This is a genomic window from Citrobacter sp. Awk 2 (assembly GCF_028069815.1).
In the GTDB taxonomy this organism is placed as follows: Bacteria; Pseudomonadota; Gammaproteobacteria; order Enterobacterales; family Enterobacteriaceae; genus Citrobacter.
The window spans coordinates 1-16191 of sequence record NZ_JANEWL010000102.1; the positions used below are offsets into that span (position 1 = coordinate 1).

The following is a 16191-nucleotide window of genomic DNA, read 5'->3' on the forward strand; positions in this document are numbered from 1 at the left end:
TCACCTTGCTTATATCTGTCCCAGATAATTGCCTTCTGCTCTGGCGTGTAGTTAATCCGAGTTCTTCGTTTCATGACAACGTCCCCCTTGATTAAGGATAGCGTTGCATCGACCCATTGAACTCACAGCATAAAGCGGACTAAGAAGCTGAGCTGAAGGTCCGCTGTGAGTGAGGAGCGGACGTTGAGGCACCTAATAAATCGTCTTAACTTTCAACTTTTCTGACCCGTAATGTCCTGAGGAGCAAATCGTACAAACTATCCACTGCAGGAGAACCCTGGGAAGTATGGCTTCTGAACAATGAGACTTCCATGGGTTCAAGAGGCCCCAAAAGATGTTCACTGCCAAGAATTTGCAGATGAGGTGGCACGCTGCACTGGGTCAGAACGGCAACAGCTAGGCCACTTTCTACAGCTGTAATCTGTCCCGACAGACTGGAGCTGTTATACACCACCTTATATCTCCGCCCCTGCAGTGCTAGTGCGTTGATAGCACTACGTTTAGCAAGGCTTGTACTTTCATAAACCGCAATGGGTAATGGATCGCGCCGCCAGACCTCAAACTGTGGAGAACCCACCCACACCATCGGTTCATAAAACAGTAACGCGCCCTGGTTGGGTTGCTCCCGGGAGACCAGGGCCAAATCGAGATCGCCGCTCTCAACGCGAGGAATGAGTGACGTTGATTGCTCGCAGCTCAGTTCGATCTCGACTGACCCAAAGTTAGGGGCAAATCTCTTCAGCGCAGGGGTAAGGTATTTTGCTGCATAGTCATCAGGAACTCCCAGACGAATACGCCCTGTTAACTCCTTACCGTGAAATGCGGCCTGTGTTTCAGCATGAAGGTCGAGCATCCTTCTGGCATACCCCAGCAGTTTTTGTCCTTCAGACGTGAGTTGATGTTGACGAGGGCCGCGAAGTAAAAGCTGACACCCTAATGCAGATTCCAGCTTTTTAAGTTGCATGCTGACCGCAGATTGTGAGCGATGGACTTCAGGTGCCGCAGCCGAAAGCGATCCCGCATCCACTACCGCGACAAAACATTTAAGCCAGTCCATCTGGAGGTCTTGATGATGCACCTTTGAGCCTTGCATTCGATAATCAAATATTAATATCAATTATTATGCGTTTTTATCGATTCCACAACACTGTCATAGTGGCCCCCTGTTTGCTTTCACTGTTATGAAATTCATGAGGTCCCGGATGACGCATCACCAGCCCGATTTGTCTCAACTAAATCATTCGCTTGTATGGGCTGGTTTTCGGCAGCTTATCCCGGTTTCACTCTTTGTCGCTATTTTTGGTGCCGCCTTTGGCCTGGCCGCATCGCAGAAAGGAGTGGACCCGACGTCGGCGACAATGATGAGTTTGCTGGTTTTTGCCGGTTATGCTCAATTCGCCACCTTAGAGCTTTGGACCGATCAGGTTCCTGTATTAACCCTTATCGCCACAGTTTTTGCCATTAATGCCAGGCATCTGTTAATGGGGGCCACTTTATACCCGTGGTTGCGCGCGTTAACACCCGCTAAACGCTACGGGATCATGATGGTCGTTTCCGATGCTAACTGGGCCATGTCCATACAGGCATTCAGCAGGGGAAGCGCGGGGTTGGGATTACTCTTTGGTGGCGGTCTTGCGTTATGGCTTTTTTGGGGAGCAGGGACCCTGGCAGGACTGTATTTTGGGAGCGTTATCCAGGATCCCAAAAGCGTTGGTCTTGATATGGTCATGGGGTGTTTTCTCCTTTCTATGGTGTTCGAAGGGGAAAGAAACCTGAGGATGTTGATTATCTGGGCCGCAGCGGCCAGTGCCTCGCTGATAGCGTATAAATGGTTACCAGAAAATAGTCATGTGATCGCTGGAGCCCTCGCCGGAGGTATTACTGGAATTATCATGAGAGAGAAAAAATGAGTATTGAGACGGTAGGCACAGGACCTCTTATTATTATTTTTATTATGGCGTTGGTCACACTCGTTACCCGATGGGGTGGTGTCTGGATTATGTCCTTTGTGCCTTTTAATCACCGAATAAAAGCCTTTATTCAGGGGATGTCAGGCTCCGTTCTCGTGGCGATTTTAGCCCCCGTTGCCCTCACAGGCGACAAAGGCGCTCAGATGGCATTATTGACCACGGCCGTCGTGATGCTGGTTTATAAAAGACCTTTAATAGCTATCACCCTTGGGATTGTCGTTTCAGCCTTGGTCAGATATTTTTAAACCGTTCCTGAGCTAATCCTTCGATACATTTAAGCGAGTGCTATGAGCCTAATGCCACGAACGATCGTTTTAATTCCCGGGTATATGCTGAATGAAATGCTCTGGCATGAATTTGAAACATACCTGCCGGCAAACTGTATTGTTCATCATGCTTCCGTAACCGGAGGACTAACCCTGCATGATATCGCGCAGCATATGAGTACCTGTCTGCCTGACAAATTTACGTTGATAGGTTTTTCACTGGGAGGGTACATTGCCCGGCAGTTTGCTGCAGATTTTTCGGATCGTGTGGAGTCCCTGGTACTGATTGCCAGTTCGTTACGGGAGGATACGCCATTAGAGGCGGAATCAAAGCGGCAAAGCGTGCAGTCATTGTCACCCGCAACGTTTAAGGGGCTGAGCAGCAATGCTATTGCCCGGTCACTGCACCCCCTAAACGCATCAGATCGGGATATGATTTCAACTATCCAGCAAATGGGACGTTGTCTCGGATTTGAAGCCTTCATTACGCAATCAACCTTAACCCGACAAGGTATCCCTTCAGCAACGATAGGTTGTCCCACTCTGGTTATTGCCAGTGAAGATGACGCCATCCGTTCCATGCAGGAGGCGGAGGAACTGGTCGATGCCATACCTAGTGCATCGTTGAGAACCATCAAGGATTGCGGTCATATGATCCCGCTCGAACAACCTGAGGCGTTGGCGAGAACCATTACTGAATGGATCTCAGTCGGGTAAATTACTGCAGTGGGTAAGGTCTGCTATTGGCACGGAGCGGCCCTTCTCCCCTATCATCGATTTTCGTATCAACCGCAGCATCCTGAAAAACTACGTATTATTGCGAGACACTTTCCTGTTTCCTCCAGCAAGCATTTCCCCTTACTCCCCATTTTTTTACTCTCTGGTCTCAACTTGTCAATTCATAATGTAGTTTATAAAATACATGGAACGTCATCATGGAAATTCTTCAGACAATGGTTTTCCTGCGTTGGGAGCAAAACCTACGGGACAGGAAAGCTAAAACGCTCATTGCCACACGCCTTTTTCGTTTGGCTAATGGTTTAGCTGGTGATGTTAAACCTGTTGGGAAATGCTCGCTCGTTCACTGGATTATCAGGAGATCTTCCGCCATGAATAAACTTACTCACTACGATCCCGCGACTGCGCTGGTTGATGATGAAGAAATTGCCGTGTTTATGGCCGATGCCCTCGAAACAGGCGATGCAACATACATAGCAAAAGCACTGGGCGTGGTGGCTCGCGCGAAGGGAATGGCGAACATAGCGGCAGAAACGGGATTATCCCGCGAGCAGCTTTATCGCTCTTTTAGTGAGAAAGGTAACCCGACGCTAAAAACCACGCTGGCAGTGATGAAGGTGCTCGGTATTGAATTGACACTTAAAAAATAGCCCCAGCTTCTCTCCCCCTTCCAACATCGTGAGCCATATCAGTGAGGCGTTATACTGACGGTGGTAACATGACTGCGGTTGGTAATTTTCTGATTACATGGAGAAATGATGGAACTGCTTTTATTGAGTAACTCGACGCTGCCGGGCAAAGGCTGGATGGAACATGCGCTGCCGCTGATTGCTGAACAACTGAATGGTCGCCGTACGGCGGTGTTTATTCCGTTCGCTGGCGTGACGCAAACCTGGGATGAGTACACGGCGAAAACGGCAGCCATCTTTGCGCCAATGGGCGTCAACGTTACGGGTATTCATACCGTTGCCGATCCGATTGCCGCTATTGAAAATGCAGAGCTGGTGATTGTCGGCGGGGGTAATACCTTCCAGTTACTGAAAGAAAGCCGCGAGCGCGGTCTGTTGGCGCCGATTGTGGATGTCGTCAAACGCGGTGCGCTGTATATCGGCTGGAGCGCGGGTTCCAACCTTGCCTGCCAGACCATCCGCACCACCAACGACATGCCGATTGTCGATCCAAAAGGCTTTGATGCCCTGGGTCTGTTCCCGCTGCAGATTAACCCACATTTCACCAACGCGCTGCCGGAAGGCCACAAAGGCGAAACGCGTGAACAGCGTATTCGCGAGCTGCTGGTGGTAGCACCAGAGCTGACGGTGATTGGCCTGCCGGAAGGGAACTGGATTAAGGTGAGTAACGGTAAGTCCGTGCTCGGCGGCCCGAACACCACGTATATCTTTAAAGCGGGTGAAGAGGCGGTTGCCGTTGAAGCAGGTCACTGCTTTTAGTTGATGGGTTGTCTGATGCCGGATGGTGGCTTTGTCTTATCCGGGCTACAACTGTAGGCCTGATAAGCGCAGCGCCATCAGGCAGTTCAGCGCACATTGCCGGATGCGGCGTAAACGCCTTATCCGGCCTACCGGACTGCGCCACCGGGCAACATTTCACCTGTCCTCGTTAGTACTCACGCTCGTCATCTTCATCCGGCTGTTCCAGCACACTGTAAGCCACGGAGCAAAACAGTGAATTCAGACGCTGCATATCGCCCAGCAATGCCAGATGCAAGGAGCTGGTCTCGATGCTCTGCACGTTCTGCTGATGCAGACGGTCAACGTGCGCATGCGAATAACGACGATTCAGAATACGAAAGCGATGCTTGCTACGCCGCAGGCGGCGGGCGCTGGTCACATCGCCAGAGAAGAACACCGACATTGCCAGCTGCAGGTTACTGAGCAGCAGATCGTAGAGCGCATCCAGTTCTTTTAACCCTTCAACGGAAAATGCCCGCCGCGCCGCCAGCGACTTATCGGCAATCTCGCTGCCCATACGTTCAACGATATCGGAAGCCTGCTCGAGGTTGAGCGACATTTCGATAATTTCTGCCCAGCGACGCGACTCTTCTTCCGCCAGCTCATCTTTAGGCATGCGTGCCAGATAGAGCTTGATGGCCGTATACAATACGTTGATGTCATCGGCCATCCTGCGCAGTTCTTTTTCTTCGCGCGGTTCGCCATGCATCACCTTCTTCAACCCCTCCATCATTTGCTCCATCGCATCACCAATACGCAGGGCTTCGCGGGCAGCATTCGCCAGAGCGAGCGTTGGTGTATCCAGCGCGCTGACATCCAGATGCTTAGGTTTCAGATGCGCGTCCAGTTCGGGTTCATCGCGGATAATACGTTTACAAAAACGCGCCATCGGTTCGGCAAACGGTACCATCGCCACGCAACGCACCAGGTTGTAGAACACGTGGAAGTAGATAACCAGTTCAGATTTCGGCAGCGGCAGCTCATCCATCAAATTCGCCAACGGATGAACAAACGGCAGGATAATCAGGCTGCCCACCAACTTAAACAGCAGGCTGCCGAGCGCCACACGACGAGCAGCGGCATTCGCAGCGCTGTTGTTGAGCATCGCCAACAGGCCAGAGCCGAGGTTGGCACCAATCACCAGGCACAGCGCCACCGGGAACGAGATAATGCCCGCTGCGGTCAGCGTTGCCGTCAGCAAAACTGCCGCCAGGCTGGAGTAACTGATAATCGCGAACATGGCGCCGATCAGCGCATCGAGCATGATATCGCCGGTGAGTGAGGCGAAAATCACCTGTACACCATTGGCCTGAGTGATCGGCGTTACCGCCTGCACAATCAGCTCCAGCGCCAGCAAAATCAACCCCAGACCAATACCTACCCGGCCCAGCTGTCCAGCACGAGACTGCTTGCGCCCAAGAAAGAAAATGACGCCGATAAAAATCAGCAAGGGCGACAGCCAGGAGAGATCGAAGGTCAGGATACGCGCCATCAGCGCGGTCCCCACATCGGCACCCAGCACAATGACTAACGCAGGGGTAAGCGCCACCAGGTCCTGCGCGACGAATGAGGTCACCAGCATAGTGGTAGCGTTGCTGCTTTGCACCAGAGCAGTCACACCGATCCCCGCACAAAAGGCGAGCGGCTTCTTTTCAACACTACGGCTGAGCACAGTGCGTAAACGGGCACCAAAGACACGCATCACGCCGGTACGCACAATATGCGTACCCCAGACCAGCATAGAAACAGCAGAAAGCAGGTGTAACAGAGTTAGCACGGAATCAGGTTCTCCTTATATTTATATGTTCCTGAGGTTCATCGCCATGACGTACCGCCTGATGGCGCTACGCTTATCAGGCCGACAAAAATGCGCCATCCGGCAAGCAGTACCAATGAACCTTCTTTCAGTATAAGGGTTTAAACGTAATAAAGAGACAGGGCACTCATTGAGCGCCCTGTTTGTTGTAAAGAAAGATGACAGTTTTGTGAATCAATCGGCATCGTAGCCGAGATTCGGCGCTAACCAGCGCTCAACCTCCGCTACGCTCATCCCTTTACGGAACGCATAGTCTTCAACCTGATCGCGCTGGATTTGCGCCACGGCGTAGTACTTGCTGTCCGGATGACTGAAATACCAGCCAGAGACCGATGCGCCTGGCCACATGGCGTAGGACTCGGTCAGCTTCATCCCGGTGTGCGTTTCCACATCCAGCAGTTCCCAGATGGTGGCTTTTTCGGTGTGCTCAGGACACGCCGGATAACCCGGTGCCGGACGAATCCCCTGGTAGTTCTCACGGATCAGCTCCTCATTGCTGAGGTTTTCGTTCGCCGCGTAACCCCAGTAGACTTTACGCACGCGCTCATGCAGATATTCCGCAAACGCTTCAGCCAGACGGTCGGCTATCGCTTTCACCATGATCTTGTTGTAGTCGTCATGCTGCGCTTCGAAAGCATCCGCCAGCGCGTCTTCTTCCAGACCACCAGTGACCGCAAAAGCACCGATATAATCCGCCTTGCCGCTCAGTTTCGGTGCCACGAAGTCAGACAGGCAATAGTTGGCGAAACCCACTTTTTCCGTTTGCTGACGCAGATGATGACTCACGTTAAGCACGTGCGTCCGTGTTTCATCACGGTAGATCTCGATATCATCACCAACACGGTTGGCCGGGAACAGACCAACAACGCCACGCGGATTCAGCGTCTTCTCAGCGCTGAGTTTATCCAGCATATCGTTGGCATCTTTGAACAGGCGCTTCGCCTCTTCGCCCACCACTTCATCTTCCAGGATACGTGGATATTTTCCAGCCAGCGACCAGGTCATAAAGAATGGCGTCCAGTCGATGTAATTGCGCAGCGTTTCGATACTGGCTTCAACTTCCTGTACGCCCAGGCGATGGGCCACCGGCGGGGTATAGCTTTCCCAGTCAAATGCCAGATCATTTTCACGCGCTGCGGCCAGTGTTACCGGTGGGGTGCGCGGTTTTTTACGCGCATGCTGGATACGCACGGTTTCGTACTCTTTACGCGTACGGGCAACAAAATCGTCACGCTGGGTATCGGAAAGCAACGCGGCAACGACGCCAACGGTACGCGAGGCGTTTTGCACATACACCGTCGGGCCACTGTAGTTCTGCTCGATTTTCACCGCGGTATGCGCTTTGGAGGTGGTCGCTCCGCCAATCAACAGCGGAATGGTAAAGCCCTGACGCTCCATCTCTTTCGCCACGTTGACCATTTCATCCAGCGACGGGGTAATCAGCCCCGAGAGACCAATCAGGTCGGCATTCACTTCACGCGCCGTTCTGAGGATTTTCTCCGCCGGCACCATCACACCCAGATCAACGATTTCGTAGTTGTTACATTGCAGCACCACACCCACGATGTTTTTGCCGATGTCATGCACGTCGCCCTTCACGGTCGCGATGACCATCTTACCGTTGCTGGAGCCTTTCTCTTTGCTGGCCTCAATGTACGGCTCAAGGTAGGCCACTGCCTGCTTCATCACGCGGGCGGATTTCACCACCTGTGGCAGGAACATTTTGCCTTCACCAAACAGGTCGCCAACGACGTTCATGCCATCCATGAGCGGCCCTTCGATAACTTCAATCGGACGCGCAGCCTGCTGACGCGCTTCTTCGGTATCCAGCTCAATAAATTCAGTAATGCCTTTCACCAGCGAGTACTCGAGGCGTTTTTTCACGTCCCAGCTACGCCATTCCGCCAGTTGGGTGTTCGCCGTGTCGTCGGTTTTACTGCCGCGATATTTCTCAGCCAGCTCCAGCAGTCGTTCGGTGCCATCGTCACGGCGGTTAAGGATCACGTCTTCAACCGCATCGCGCAGCTCGGCAGGCAGGTCGTCATAAATCGCCAGCTGTCCGGCGTTGACGATCCCCATATCCATGCCGTTACGTATGGCGTAGTAGAGGAATACCGCGTGAATGGCTTCACGTACTGGGTCGTTGCCGCGGAACGAGAACGACACGTTGGAGACGCCGCCAGAGATCAGTGCATGCGGCAGTTCACGTTTAATATCTTCGCACGCACCGATAAAGTCCTGAGCATAGTTGTTGTGCTCGTCGATACCCGTTGCAACCGCAAAGATGTTCGGGTCGAAGATGATGTCTTCCGGCGGGAAACCCACCTCTTCGGTGAGAATGTTGTACGCCCGACGGCAAATTTCGATTTTACGTGCACGGGTATCCGCCTGCCCCTGTTCATCAAAGGCCATCACCACTACCGCCGCACCATAGCGACGCAGCAGCTTCGCGTGGTGAATAAAGGTTTCTACCCCTTCTTTCATCGAGATAGAGTTAACGATGCCTTTACCCTGAATGCACTTCAGCCCTTTTTCGATGACGTCCCACTTCGAGGAGTCGATCATAATCGGTACACGGGCGATATCCGGTTCCCCAGCGATCAGGTTGAGGAAACGCACCATCGCCGCTTCGGCGTCAAGCATCCCCTCATCCATGTTGATATCGATAATCTGTGCGCCGCTTTCCACTTGCTGGCGAGCCACGTCCAGCGCTTCACTGTACTTCTCTTCTTTAATCAGGCGCTTAAATTTCGCCGAACCGGTGACGTTGGTACGCTCGCCGACGTTCACAAACAGGCTGTTGTCACCGATGTTCAGCGGCTCAAGGCCGGACAGACGACAGGCTACCGGGATCTCCGGCAACTGGCGCGGTGGTAAGCCATCAACCGCGCGGCTCATGGCGGCGATATGTTCCGGTGTGGTACCGCAGCACCCGCCCACCACGTTAAGGAAGCCCGCTTCGGCCCATTCACGGATTTGCGCCGCCATGGTGTCAGCATCGAGATCATACTCACCAAAGGCATTTGGCAGACCGGCGTTTGGGTGTGCGGTCACGTAGCATTCGGCAATGCGCGACAACTCCTGCACATACTGGCGCAGCTCGTCCGGGCCTAATGCGCAGTTCAGACCAAAGGTCAGCGCATCGGCGTGGCGCAGCGAGTTATAAAACGCTTCGGTAGTCTGGCCGGAGAGTGTACGTCCGGAGGCATCGGTTATCGTGCCGGAGAGCATGATCGGCAGTTCAATACCCAGTGCTTCAAATTCTGTTTTCACCGCAAAAATCGCCGCCTTGGCGTTGAGGGTATCGAAAACAGTTTCAATCAGGATCAGGTCACTGCCGCCTTCCACCAGCGCTTTGGTGGATTCGCGGTAGGCGGCCACCAGCTGATCAAAGGTAATATTGCGGTAAGCCGGGTCATTTACGTCTGGCGAGATAGATGCCGTGCGGTTGGTTGGGCCCAGTACGCCAGCGACGTAGCGCGGTTTTTCCGGTGTACGGGCCGTCCACTCATCCGCGCAGGCGCGCGCCAGTTTCGCCGCGGCAAAGTTGATTTCCGCCGACAGGGATTCCATCTGGTAATCCGCCATAGCGATAGTCGTGGAGTTAAAGGTGTTGGTTTCGATGATATCCGCGCCTGCTTCAAAGTAGGCGTTATGAATCGCGGTGATCACGTCCGGTTTGCTAAGCACCAACAGGTCGTTGTTGCCTTTTAGATCGCATGGCCAGTCGGCAAAGCGTTCACCGCGGAAATCTTCTTCACTCAGACGGTAACCCTGGATCATGGTACCCATACCGCCGTCCAATACCAGAATACGTTCTTTTAACTGCTGACGTAATTGTTCAACTTTGCTGCTCACACTCGCTCCCGACGACGCTCAACCAGACCGAAAAAAACTCAACAGGTCATACTGGCACAAACCTGAGAGACGGAAAAGCAAACAACGGGCAACATGAGACATGTTCAGCTTCACTCATCCGATCAGTGCAGGAATTCTTGCATTATAATCGAATAAAACGAAAATGATTTCCACGATACAGAAAAGGAGTCTGCCATGGTTGCCACTGTCCCCGCGAAACGCGGTAGAAAACCCGCTGCCACTACTACGCCTGCAACCGGGCAGGTTCAATCTTTGACCCGAGGCCTGAAACTGCTTGAGTGGATTGCAGAATCCAACGGTAGCGTAGCGCTGACCGAGCTGGCGCAACAGGCTGGCTTGCCTAACTCCACCACTCACCGGTTATTGACGACCATGCAGCAGCAGGGTTTTGTCCGTCAGGTGGGTGAATTAGGCCACTGGGCCGTGGGCGCACATGCGTTTATTGTTGGCAGCAGCTTTTTGCAAAGCCGCAACCTGCTGGCGATTGTTCACCCGATTCTGCGCAAGCTAATGGAAGACTCTGGTGAGACGGTAAATCTGGCCGTGCTGGATCAGAGCGACCATCAGGCCATTATTATCGACCAGGTTCAGTGTACACAGCTGATGCGTATGTCTGCTCCCATCGGTGGCAAACTGCCGATGCATGCCTCCGGCGCGGGTAAGGCGTTTTTATCCCAACTGAGCGAAGAACAGGTTACCGGCCTGCTGCACCGAAAAGGATTACACGCCTACACTCACGCCACGCTGGTTTCTCCCGTCCATCTGAAAGAAGATCTCGCGCAAACACGCAAACGTGGCTATTCGTTTGATGATGAAGAACATGCGCTGGGTTTGCGCTGCGTGGCATCGTGCATCTATGACGAGCACCGCGAGCCGTTCGCCGCCATCTCTATCTCAGGGCCAATCTCACGTATTACCGACGACCGCGTTACCGAGTTTGGCGCACTGGCTATCAAAGCAGCAAAAGAAGTTACACTGGCGTACGGCGGGTTTCGTTAAGATGGGGTTGCCGGGTGGCGGCTACGCCTTACCCGGCCTACTGTCCAGGGTTAGGGCAGATTTGTAGGCCTGATAAGCGTAGCGCATCAGGCACGGCGCACATTGCCGGATGGCGGCGCAAAGGCCTTATCCGGCCTACGATCGGTTTCATAACGCACGCTGAAACGCTGTTTGCGCCGGTAGGCGTAAACATCCTCCACATGTCCTTCACGGATCCGCGTTTGCAAACCCCGCCAATAGTCGGCGCTAAATAGCTCGGCGTGCATTTCTTCAAATAAGGGTCCGATACGCGGATCGGCACATAGCCAGTGGCGAAACTCTTCCGGGAAGACATCACCCGGCGACACGCTGTACCACGGCTCTGCGCTCATCTCATCCTCCGGATAACGCGGTGGCGGGATGTGGCGGAAATTCACTTCCGTCATGTAGCAGATTTCATCGTAATCGTAGAACACCACCCGCCCGTGACGGGTTACGCCGAAGTTCTTAAACAACATATCGCCGGGGAAAATATTGGCCGCTGCCAGTTGGCGAATCGCGTTGCCATACTCTTCAATGGCATCACGCAGTTGCTGGCCTTCAACCTGCTCCAGCCAGATATTCAGCGGTACCATCCGCCTTTCGATATACAGATGGCGAATCACAATCTGATCGCCGAGGTCGGTAATTTTTTCCGGTGCTTCCTGTAACAACAGCGCCATCAGCGCCGGGTCGATTTGCCGTTTATCCAGCACAAAGTTCTCGAACTCCTGGGTATCCGCCATCCGACCGACACGATCGTGCTCCTTTACCAGTTGATAGCAAGCCCGAACATGGGCAGCCGACATCTCTTTCTGCGGTGCAAATTTGTCTTTGATGACTTTAAAGACCCGGTCGAAGCCCGGCAGTGTAAACACCAGCATCACCATGCCGCGAATGCCCGGCGCTTCAATAAACTGTTCATCGCTCCCGGCAAGATAGAGCAGATATTCACGATAGCTTTCCGTTTTCGCGTGCTTCTGGCAGCCAATCGCCATGTACAGTTCAGCGGTGGTTTTGCCGGGTAGTATCTCACGCAGCCACTCCACCGTTGCTGCGGGCAGTGGCGCATAAACCATAAAATAGGAGCGGGCGAAGCCGAACACGATACTGGCTTCCGCCGTCGTGGTCAGGCAGGTATCGATAAACAACTCGCCTTCATCAGTACGGTGTATCGGTAATAGAAAGGGCAACGTCCCCGAAGGTGTAATGAGCTTCCCTACCAACCACGCAGCTTTGTTGCGATAAAACAGTTCGTTTGCCACCTGTAAATGGCAGCGCGACAACACCTCCCCGCCAAAGGTTTCCGTCAGGTGTCCGATGATGTAGTGGATATCTCGCTGTTTGTTCTGCCACGGCAGACGCAAAGGGAGATCGCTGAGGACACGCGTGAGCAGCCATTCCCAACCAGAATCGGGGAAAAAGTCCTTCGCCAACGGGCGTGGGATAGTGCGAAATCGACGTTCTGGCTGAGAGCTGAAAATAAACAACCGCTCGGGAGTCAGCGAGCGGTGGTCAAATAACCGACAATACACGGAGTTAAAAAAGCTCTCCGCAATCTCGAAGCGAGGGTAGTCCGGCAATAGCCGGGTATAGTGCTCTTTCACGCGAAGTAAAAAACCCGCGTCGGTGCTTTTACCTTCAGTAATACAGCGCAGTTGTTCCACCACCAGACCCACATGATGATCGTAAAGGTGGATACGACTTTTCATCGCCTGTTGAACAGCATGCCAGTCGGCATGTTCAAAACGCTGCTGCGCGCCAGAGGTAACTTCCAGAAATCGACCATACTGCGCGTCAAAGCCTTGCAGGATGGTTTGAGCAATCAGTAATTCCAGGCCACGCGACATCGATTTCTCCCATCCGGCACAACGTCATGCCGGATGGCGCGTTCGCTTATCCGGCCTACATTCTTTTGTAGGCCCGGTAAGCGTAGCGCCACCGGGCAGTGATCAGAACTGCGATTCTTCGGTAGAGCCCGTTAATGCGGTCACTGAAGAGGCGCCACCCTGAATGATGGTAGTCACTTTATCGAAGTAGCCTGTCCCCACTTCCTGCTGGTGAGAAACGAAGGTGTACCCGTCTTTGGCTGCAGCAAATTCTGGTTGCTGAACTTTCTCAACGTAGTGGCGCATGCCTTCGCCCTGCGCATAGGAATGTGCGAGGTCGAACATGTTGAACCACATGCTGTGGATGCCCGCCAGGGTAATGAACTGGTATTTATAGCCCATGTCAGACAGCTGCTGCTGGAAGCTGGCGATGGTTTTATCGTCCAGATTTTTCTGCCAGTTAAATGACGGCGAGCAGTTATAGGCCAGCAGTTTGCCAGGGTACTTAGCGTGGATCGCATCGGCAAAACGCTTAGCCAGCTCAAGATCTGGCGTGGAAGTTTCACACCATACCAGGTCCGCATACGGCGCATACGCCAGACCACGGCTGATCGCCTGCTCAATACCCGCATGCGTACGGTAGAAGCCTTCACTGGTGCGTTCGCCAGTGATGAATTCACTGTCGTACGGATCACAGTCAGAGGTGATCAAATCTGCCGCATCGGCATCGGTACGGGCAATCACCAGTGTCGGTACGCCCATCACGTCAGCTGCCAGGCGAGCGGCTACCAGTTTCTGGATGGCTTCCTGGGTCGGCACCAACACTTTGCCGCCCATATGACCGCATTTTTTGACGGATGCGAGCTGATCTTCGAAGTGAACGGCCGCTGCACCGGCCTCAATCATCGACTTCATCAGTTCGAACGCGTTCAGTACGCCGCCAAAACCCGCTTCCGCATCGGCCACTATCGGCAGGAAGTAATCCACGTAGCGCGGATCGTTCGGCTCAATACCGGTTGACCACTGGATCTGATCCGCACGACGGAAAGTGTTGTTGATCCTGTCCACCACTGCCGGGACAGAGTTCGCCGGATACAGTGACTGGTCCGGGTACATGCTGGACGCCAGGTTGGCATCCGCCGCGACCTGCCAGCCAGAAAGATAGACTGCCTCAATACCGGCCTTCGCCTGCTGCAGCGCCTGACCCCCCGTCAGCGCGCCGAGGCTGTTGATATACCCTTTCTTCGACTCACCGTGCAGTAAACGCCACATTTTCGCTGCACCAAGCTGCGCCAGCGTGCATTCCGGGTTAACCGAGCCACGTAATTTCACCACTTCCTCCGCGCTATATGGACGGGTGATGCCTTCCCAGCGCGGTTGAGTCCATTCTTTCTGTAATTCTTCGATTTGTTGAGTACGGGTTTTCATGTGCAGATGCTCCATATTGTTATGTGGTGGATTACGCCAGCAGGCGGTAGCCTGGCAGGGTCAAGAAATCGATCAGTTCATCAGAGGTAGTGATTTGCTCCATCAGGCGCGCGGCATCATCAAAACGCCCGCTGCTGTAGCGGTGCTCGCCCAGCTCGTCCTGAATCACCAGCATCTCTTCGGCCAGCATCTGACGGAACAGCGGTTTGGTAACCGGCTTGCCGTTGCTGAGCGTCTTCTGGTGGTGGATCCACTGCCAGATGGAAGTACGGGAGATTTCGGCAGTGGCCGCATCTTCCATCAGGCCGTAAATCGGTACGCAGCCGTTGCCGGAGATCCACGCTTCGATGTACTGCACGGCAACGCGGATATTGGCGCGCATGCCTTCTTCGGTGCGTTCCCCCTCACACGGTGCCAACAGCTGTTCTGCGGTAATCGGGGCATCTTCATTGCGGGTCACGAACAGCTGGTTTTTGTTATCGCCCAGTACTTCATCGAAAATCGCCATCGCGGTATCAGCCAGCCCAGGGTGTGCAACCCAGGTCCCGTCATGACCGTTATTTGCCTCCAGCGATTTATCGGCTTTTACTTTGGCCAGAACCTGGTTGTTACGCTCGGCGTCTTTACTGGGAATGAACGCGGCCATGCCGCCCATCGCAAAGGCACCGCGTTTGTGGCAGGTTTTAATCAGCAGACGTGAATAGGCGCTGAGGAATGGTTTATCCATCGTCACCACCTGACGGTCAGGCAGCACGCGATCCGGGTGATTCTTCAGCGTTTTGATATAGCTAAAAATGTAATCCCAGCGACCGCAGTTCAGACCCACAATATGGTCACGCAGGGCATGCAGGATTTCATCCATCTGGAAGACGGCCGGCAGCGTTTCAATCAGCAGCGTGGCTTTAATGGTGCCGCGCGGCAGGTTAAAGCGGTCTTCTGCATAACTGAATACTTCGCTCCACCAGGCTGCTTCTTGCCAGGCCTGTGTTTTCGGCAGATAGAAATAGGGACCACTACCTTTTGCCAGCAACGTTTTGTAGTTGTGGAAGAAATAGAGGGCAAAGTCGAACAAGCTGCCAGGGATAGATTCGCCACGCCAGGTGACGTGTTTTTCCGGCAGATGCAGACCGCGCACACGACACACCAGCAGGGCCGGGTCAGGTTTAAGTTGGTAAATTTTACCGGCTTCGTTGGTGTAGCTGATGGTGCCATTGACCGCATCGCGCAGGTTGATCTGCCCGTCGATAACTTTGCTCCATTCAGGTGCCAGCGAATCTTCAAAGTCAGCCATAAAAACTTTGACGTTCGCATTCAGTGCGTTGATCACCATCTTGCGCTCAACGGGCCCGGTGATCTCTACACGGCGATCCAGTAAATCATCAGGAATTCCGCGAATTTTCCAGTTACCTTCACGAATGGAAGCTGTTTCCGAAATAAAATCAGGCAACTTACCGTCATCAATATCCTGCTGCTGCTGGATACGAGCAGCGAGAAGTTTATTGCGCTTTGGCGTAAATCGTGTCACCAGTTCAGTCAGAAACTCAACCGCCTCTGCAGTCAGAATTTGCTGTTCCTGCTCGCCATGCGGCCTGGTAAAGACCAGCTCATCGGTTGTTGTTGCCTGTTGATTCATTGCGTAGTTCCTCGTCATTGATCCAAACACATCCCCAATGCGAACGAAGGATCGTTGTGCGGTTTTCGTTCAGCACAACTAAGACTACCCATTTAAATTTCAAAATCAAAAACAATTTCCATTTTTAATTTAATTATCAATTAACC

Annotated in this window: 12 protein-coding genes; 6 read left to right on the forward strand and 6 right to left on the reverse strand. The window is 53.3% G+C overall.

What is annotated here, in order from left to right; genetic code table 11:
- Positions 1–205 precede the first annotated feature (205 nt).
- Positions 206–1078, reverse strand: a complete 873-nt coding sequence (locus NNO02_RS19530; RefSeq protein WP_073519981.1) for a LysR family transcriptional regulator — start codon at positions 1076–1078, stop codon at positions 206–208.
- Positions 1079–1202: 124 nt separating this feature from the next.
- On the opposite strand from NNO02_RS19530, the gene NNO02_RS19535 reads away from it, so the two are divergent.
- From NNO02_RS19535 to pepE, 5 genes are all read left to right on the forward strand, one after another.
- Positions 1203–1910: an AzlC family ABC transporter permease gene (locus NNO02_RS19535; protein ID WP_271455531.1), complete on the forward strand. Its 708-nt coding sequence runs from the start codon at positions 1203–1205 to the stop codon at positions 1908–1910.
- The gene (locus tag NNO02_RS19540; protein WP_087050606.1) at positions 1907–2215 is read left to right on the forward strand and encodes an AzlD family protein; all 309 of its coding nucleotides are present in this window, start codon (positions 1907–1909) and stop codon (positions 2213–2215) included. Before NNO02_RS19535 ends, NNO02_RS19540 begins: the two co-directional genes overlap by 4 nt.
- 42 nt (positions 2216–2257) lie before the next feature.
- On the forward strand, positions 2258–2953 hold the full coding sequence (locus tag NNO02_RS19545; protein ID WP_333908933.1) for an alpha/beta fold hydrolase: 696 nt from the start codon (positions 2258–2260) through the stop codon (positions 2951–2953).
- A 392-nt stretch (positions 2954–3345) separates the two neighbouring features.
- Positions 3346–3624, forward strand: a complete 279-nt coding sequence (locus NNO02_RS19550) for an addiction module antidote protein (RefSeq protein ID WP_111466256.1) — start codon at positions 3346–3348, stop codon at positions 3622–3624.
- A 108-nt stretch (positions 3625–3732) separates the two neighbouring features.
- On the forward strand, positions 3733–4422 hold the full coding sequence (gene pepE, locus NNO02_RS19555) for a dipeptidase PepE (protein ID WP_003841421.1): 690 nt from the start codon (positions 3733–3735) through the stop codon (positions 4420–4422).
- Between the two features lie 169 nt (positions 4423–4591).
- Here the strand turns inward: pepE and NNO02_RS19560 are convergent, their stop codons facing one another.
- Entirely contained in the window at positions 4592–6220 is a 1629-nt protein-coding gene (locus tag NNO02_RS19560) for a Na/Pi cotransporter family protein (RefSeq protein WP_271441892.1), read from the reverse strand.
- Positions 6221–6433: 213 nt separating this feature from the next.
- Positions 6434–10117 (reverse strand): methionine synthase, encoded by a 3684-nt coding sequence (metH, locus tag NNO02_RS19565; RefSeq protein WP_271449305.1) that lies wholly within the window; start codon positions 10115–10117, stop codon positions 6434–6436.
- 195 nt (positions 10118–10312) lie between these two features.
- Between metH and iclR the strand changes: the two genes are divergently transcribed.
- On the forward strand, positions 10313–11137 hold the full coding sequence (gene iclR / locus NNO02_RS19570) for a glyoxylate bypass operon transcriptional repressor IclR (protein ID WP_137381219.1): 825 nt from the start codon (positions 10313–10315) through the stop codon (positions 11135–11137).
- A gap of 86 nt (positions 11138–11223) precedes the next feature.
- On the opposite strand, the gene aceK is transcribed toward iclR, so the two are convergent.
- The 3 genes from aceK to aceB all read right to left on the reverse strand — a co-directional run bounded on the left by aceK (position 11224) and on the right by aceB (position 16045).
- A complete protein-coding gene (gene aceK / locus NNO02_RS19575; protein WP_271455533.1) occupies positions 11224–13005 on the reverse strand; it encodes a bifunctional isocitrate dehydrogenase kinase/phosphatase in 1782 nt (593 codons plus the stop codon).
- 102 nt (positions 13006–13107) lie between these two features.
- Positions 13108–14412 carry an isocitrate lyase gene (gene aceA / locus NNO02_RS19580; protein ID WP_003826506.1) on the reverse strand — a complete coding sequence of 435 codons (1305 nt, stop codon included), beginning with the start codon at positions 14410–14412 and terminating at the stop codon, positions 13108–13110.
- A 31-nt stretch (positions 14413–14443) separates the two neighbouring features.
- Entirely contained in the window at positions 14444–16045 is a 1602-nt protein-coding gene (gene aceB / locus NNO02_RS19585) for a malate synthase A (protein ID WP_271441889.1), read from the reverse strand.
- Positions 16046–16191: the final 146 nt, after the last annotated feature.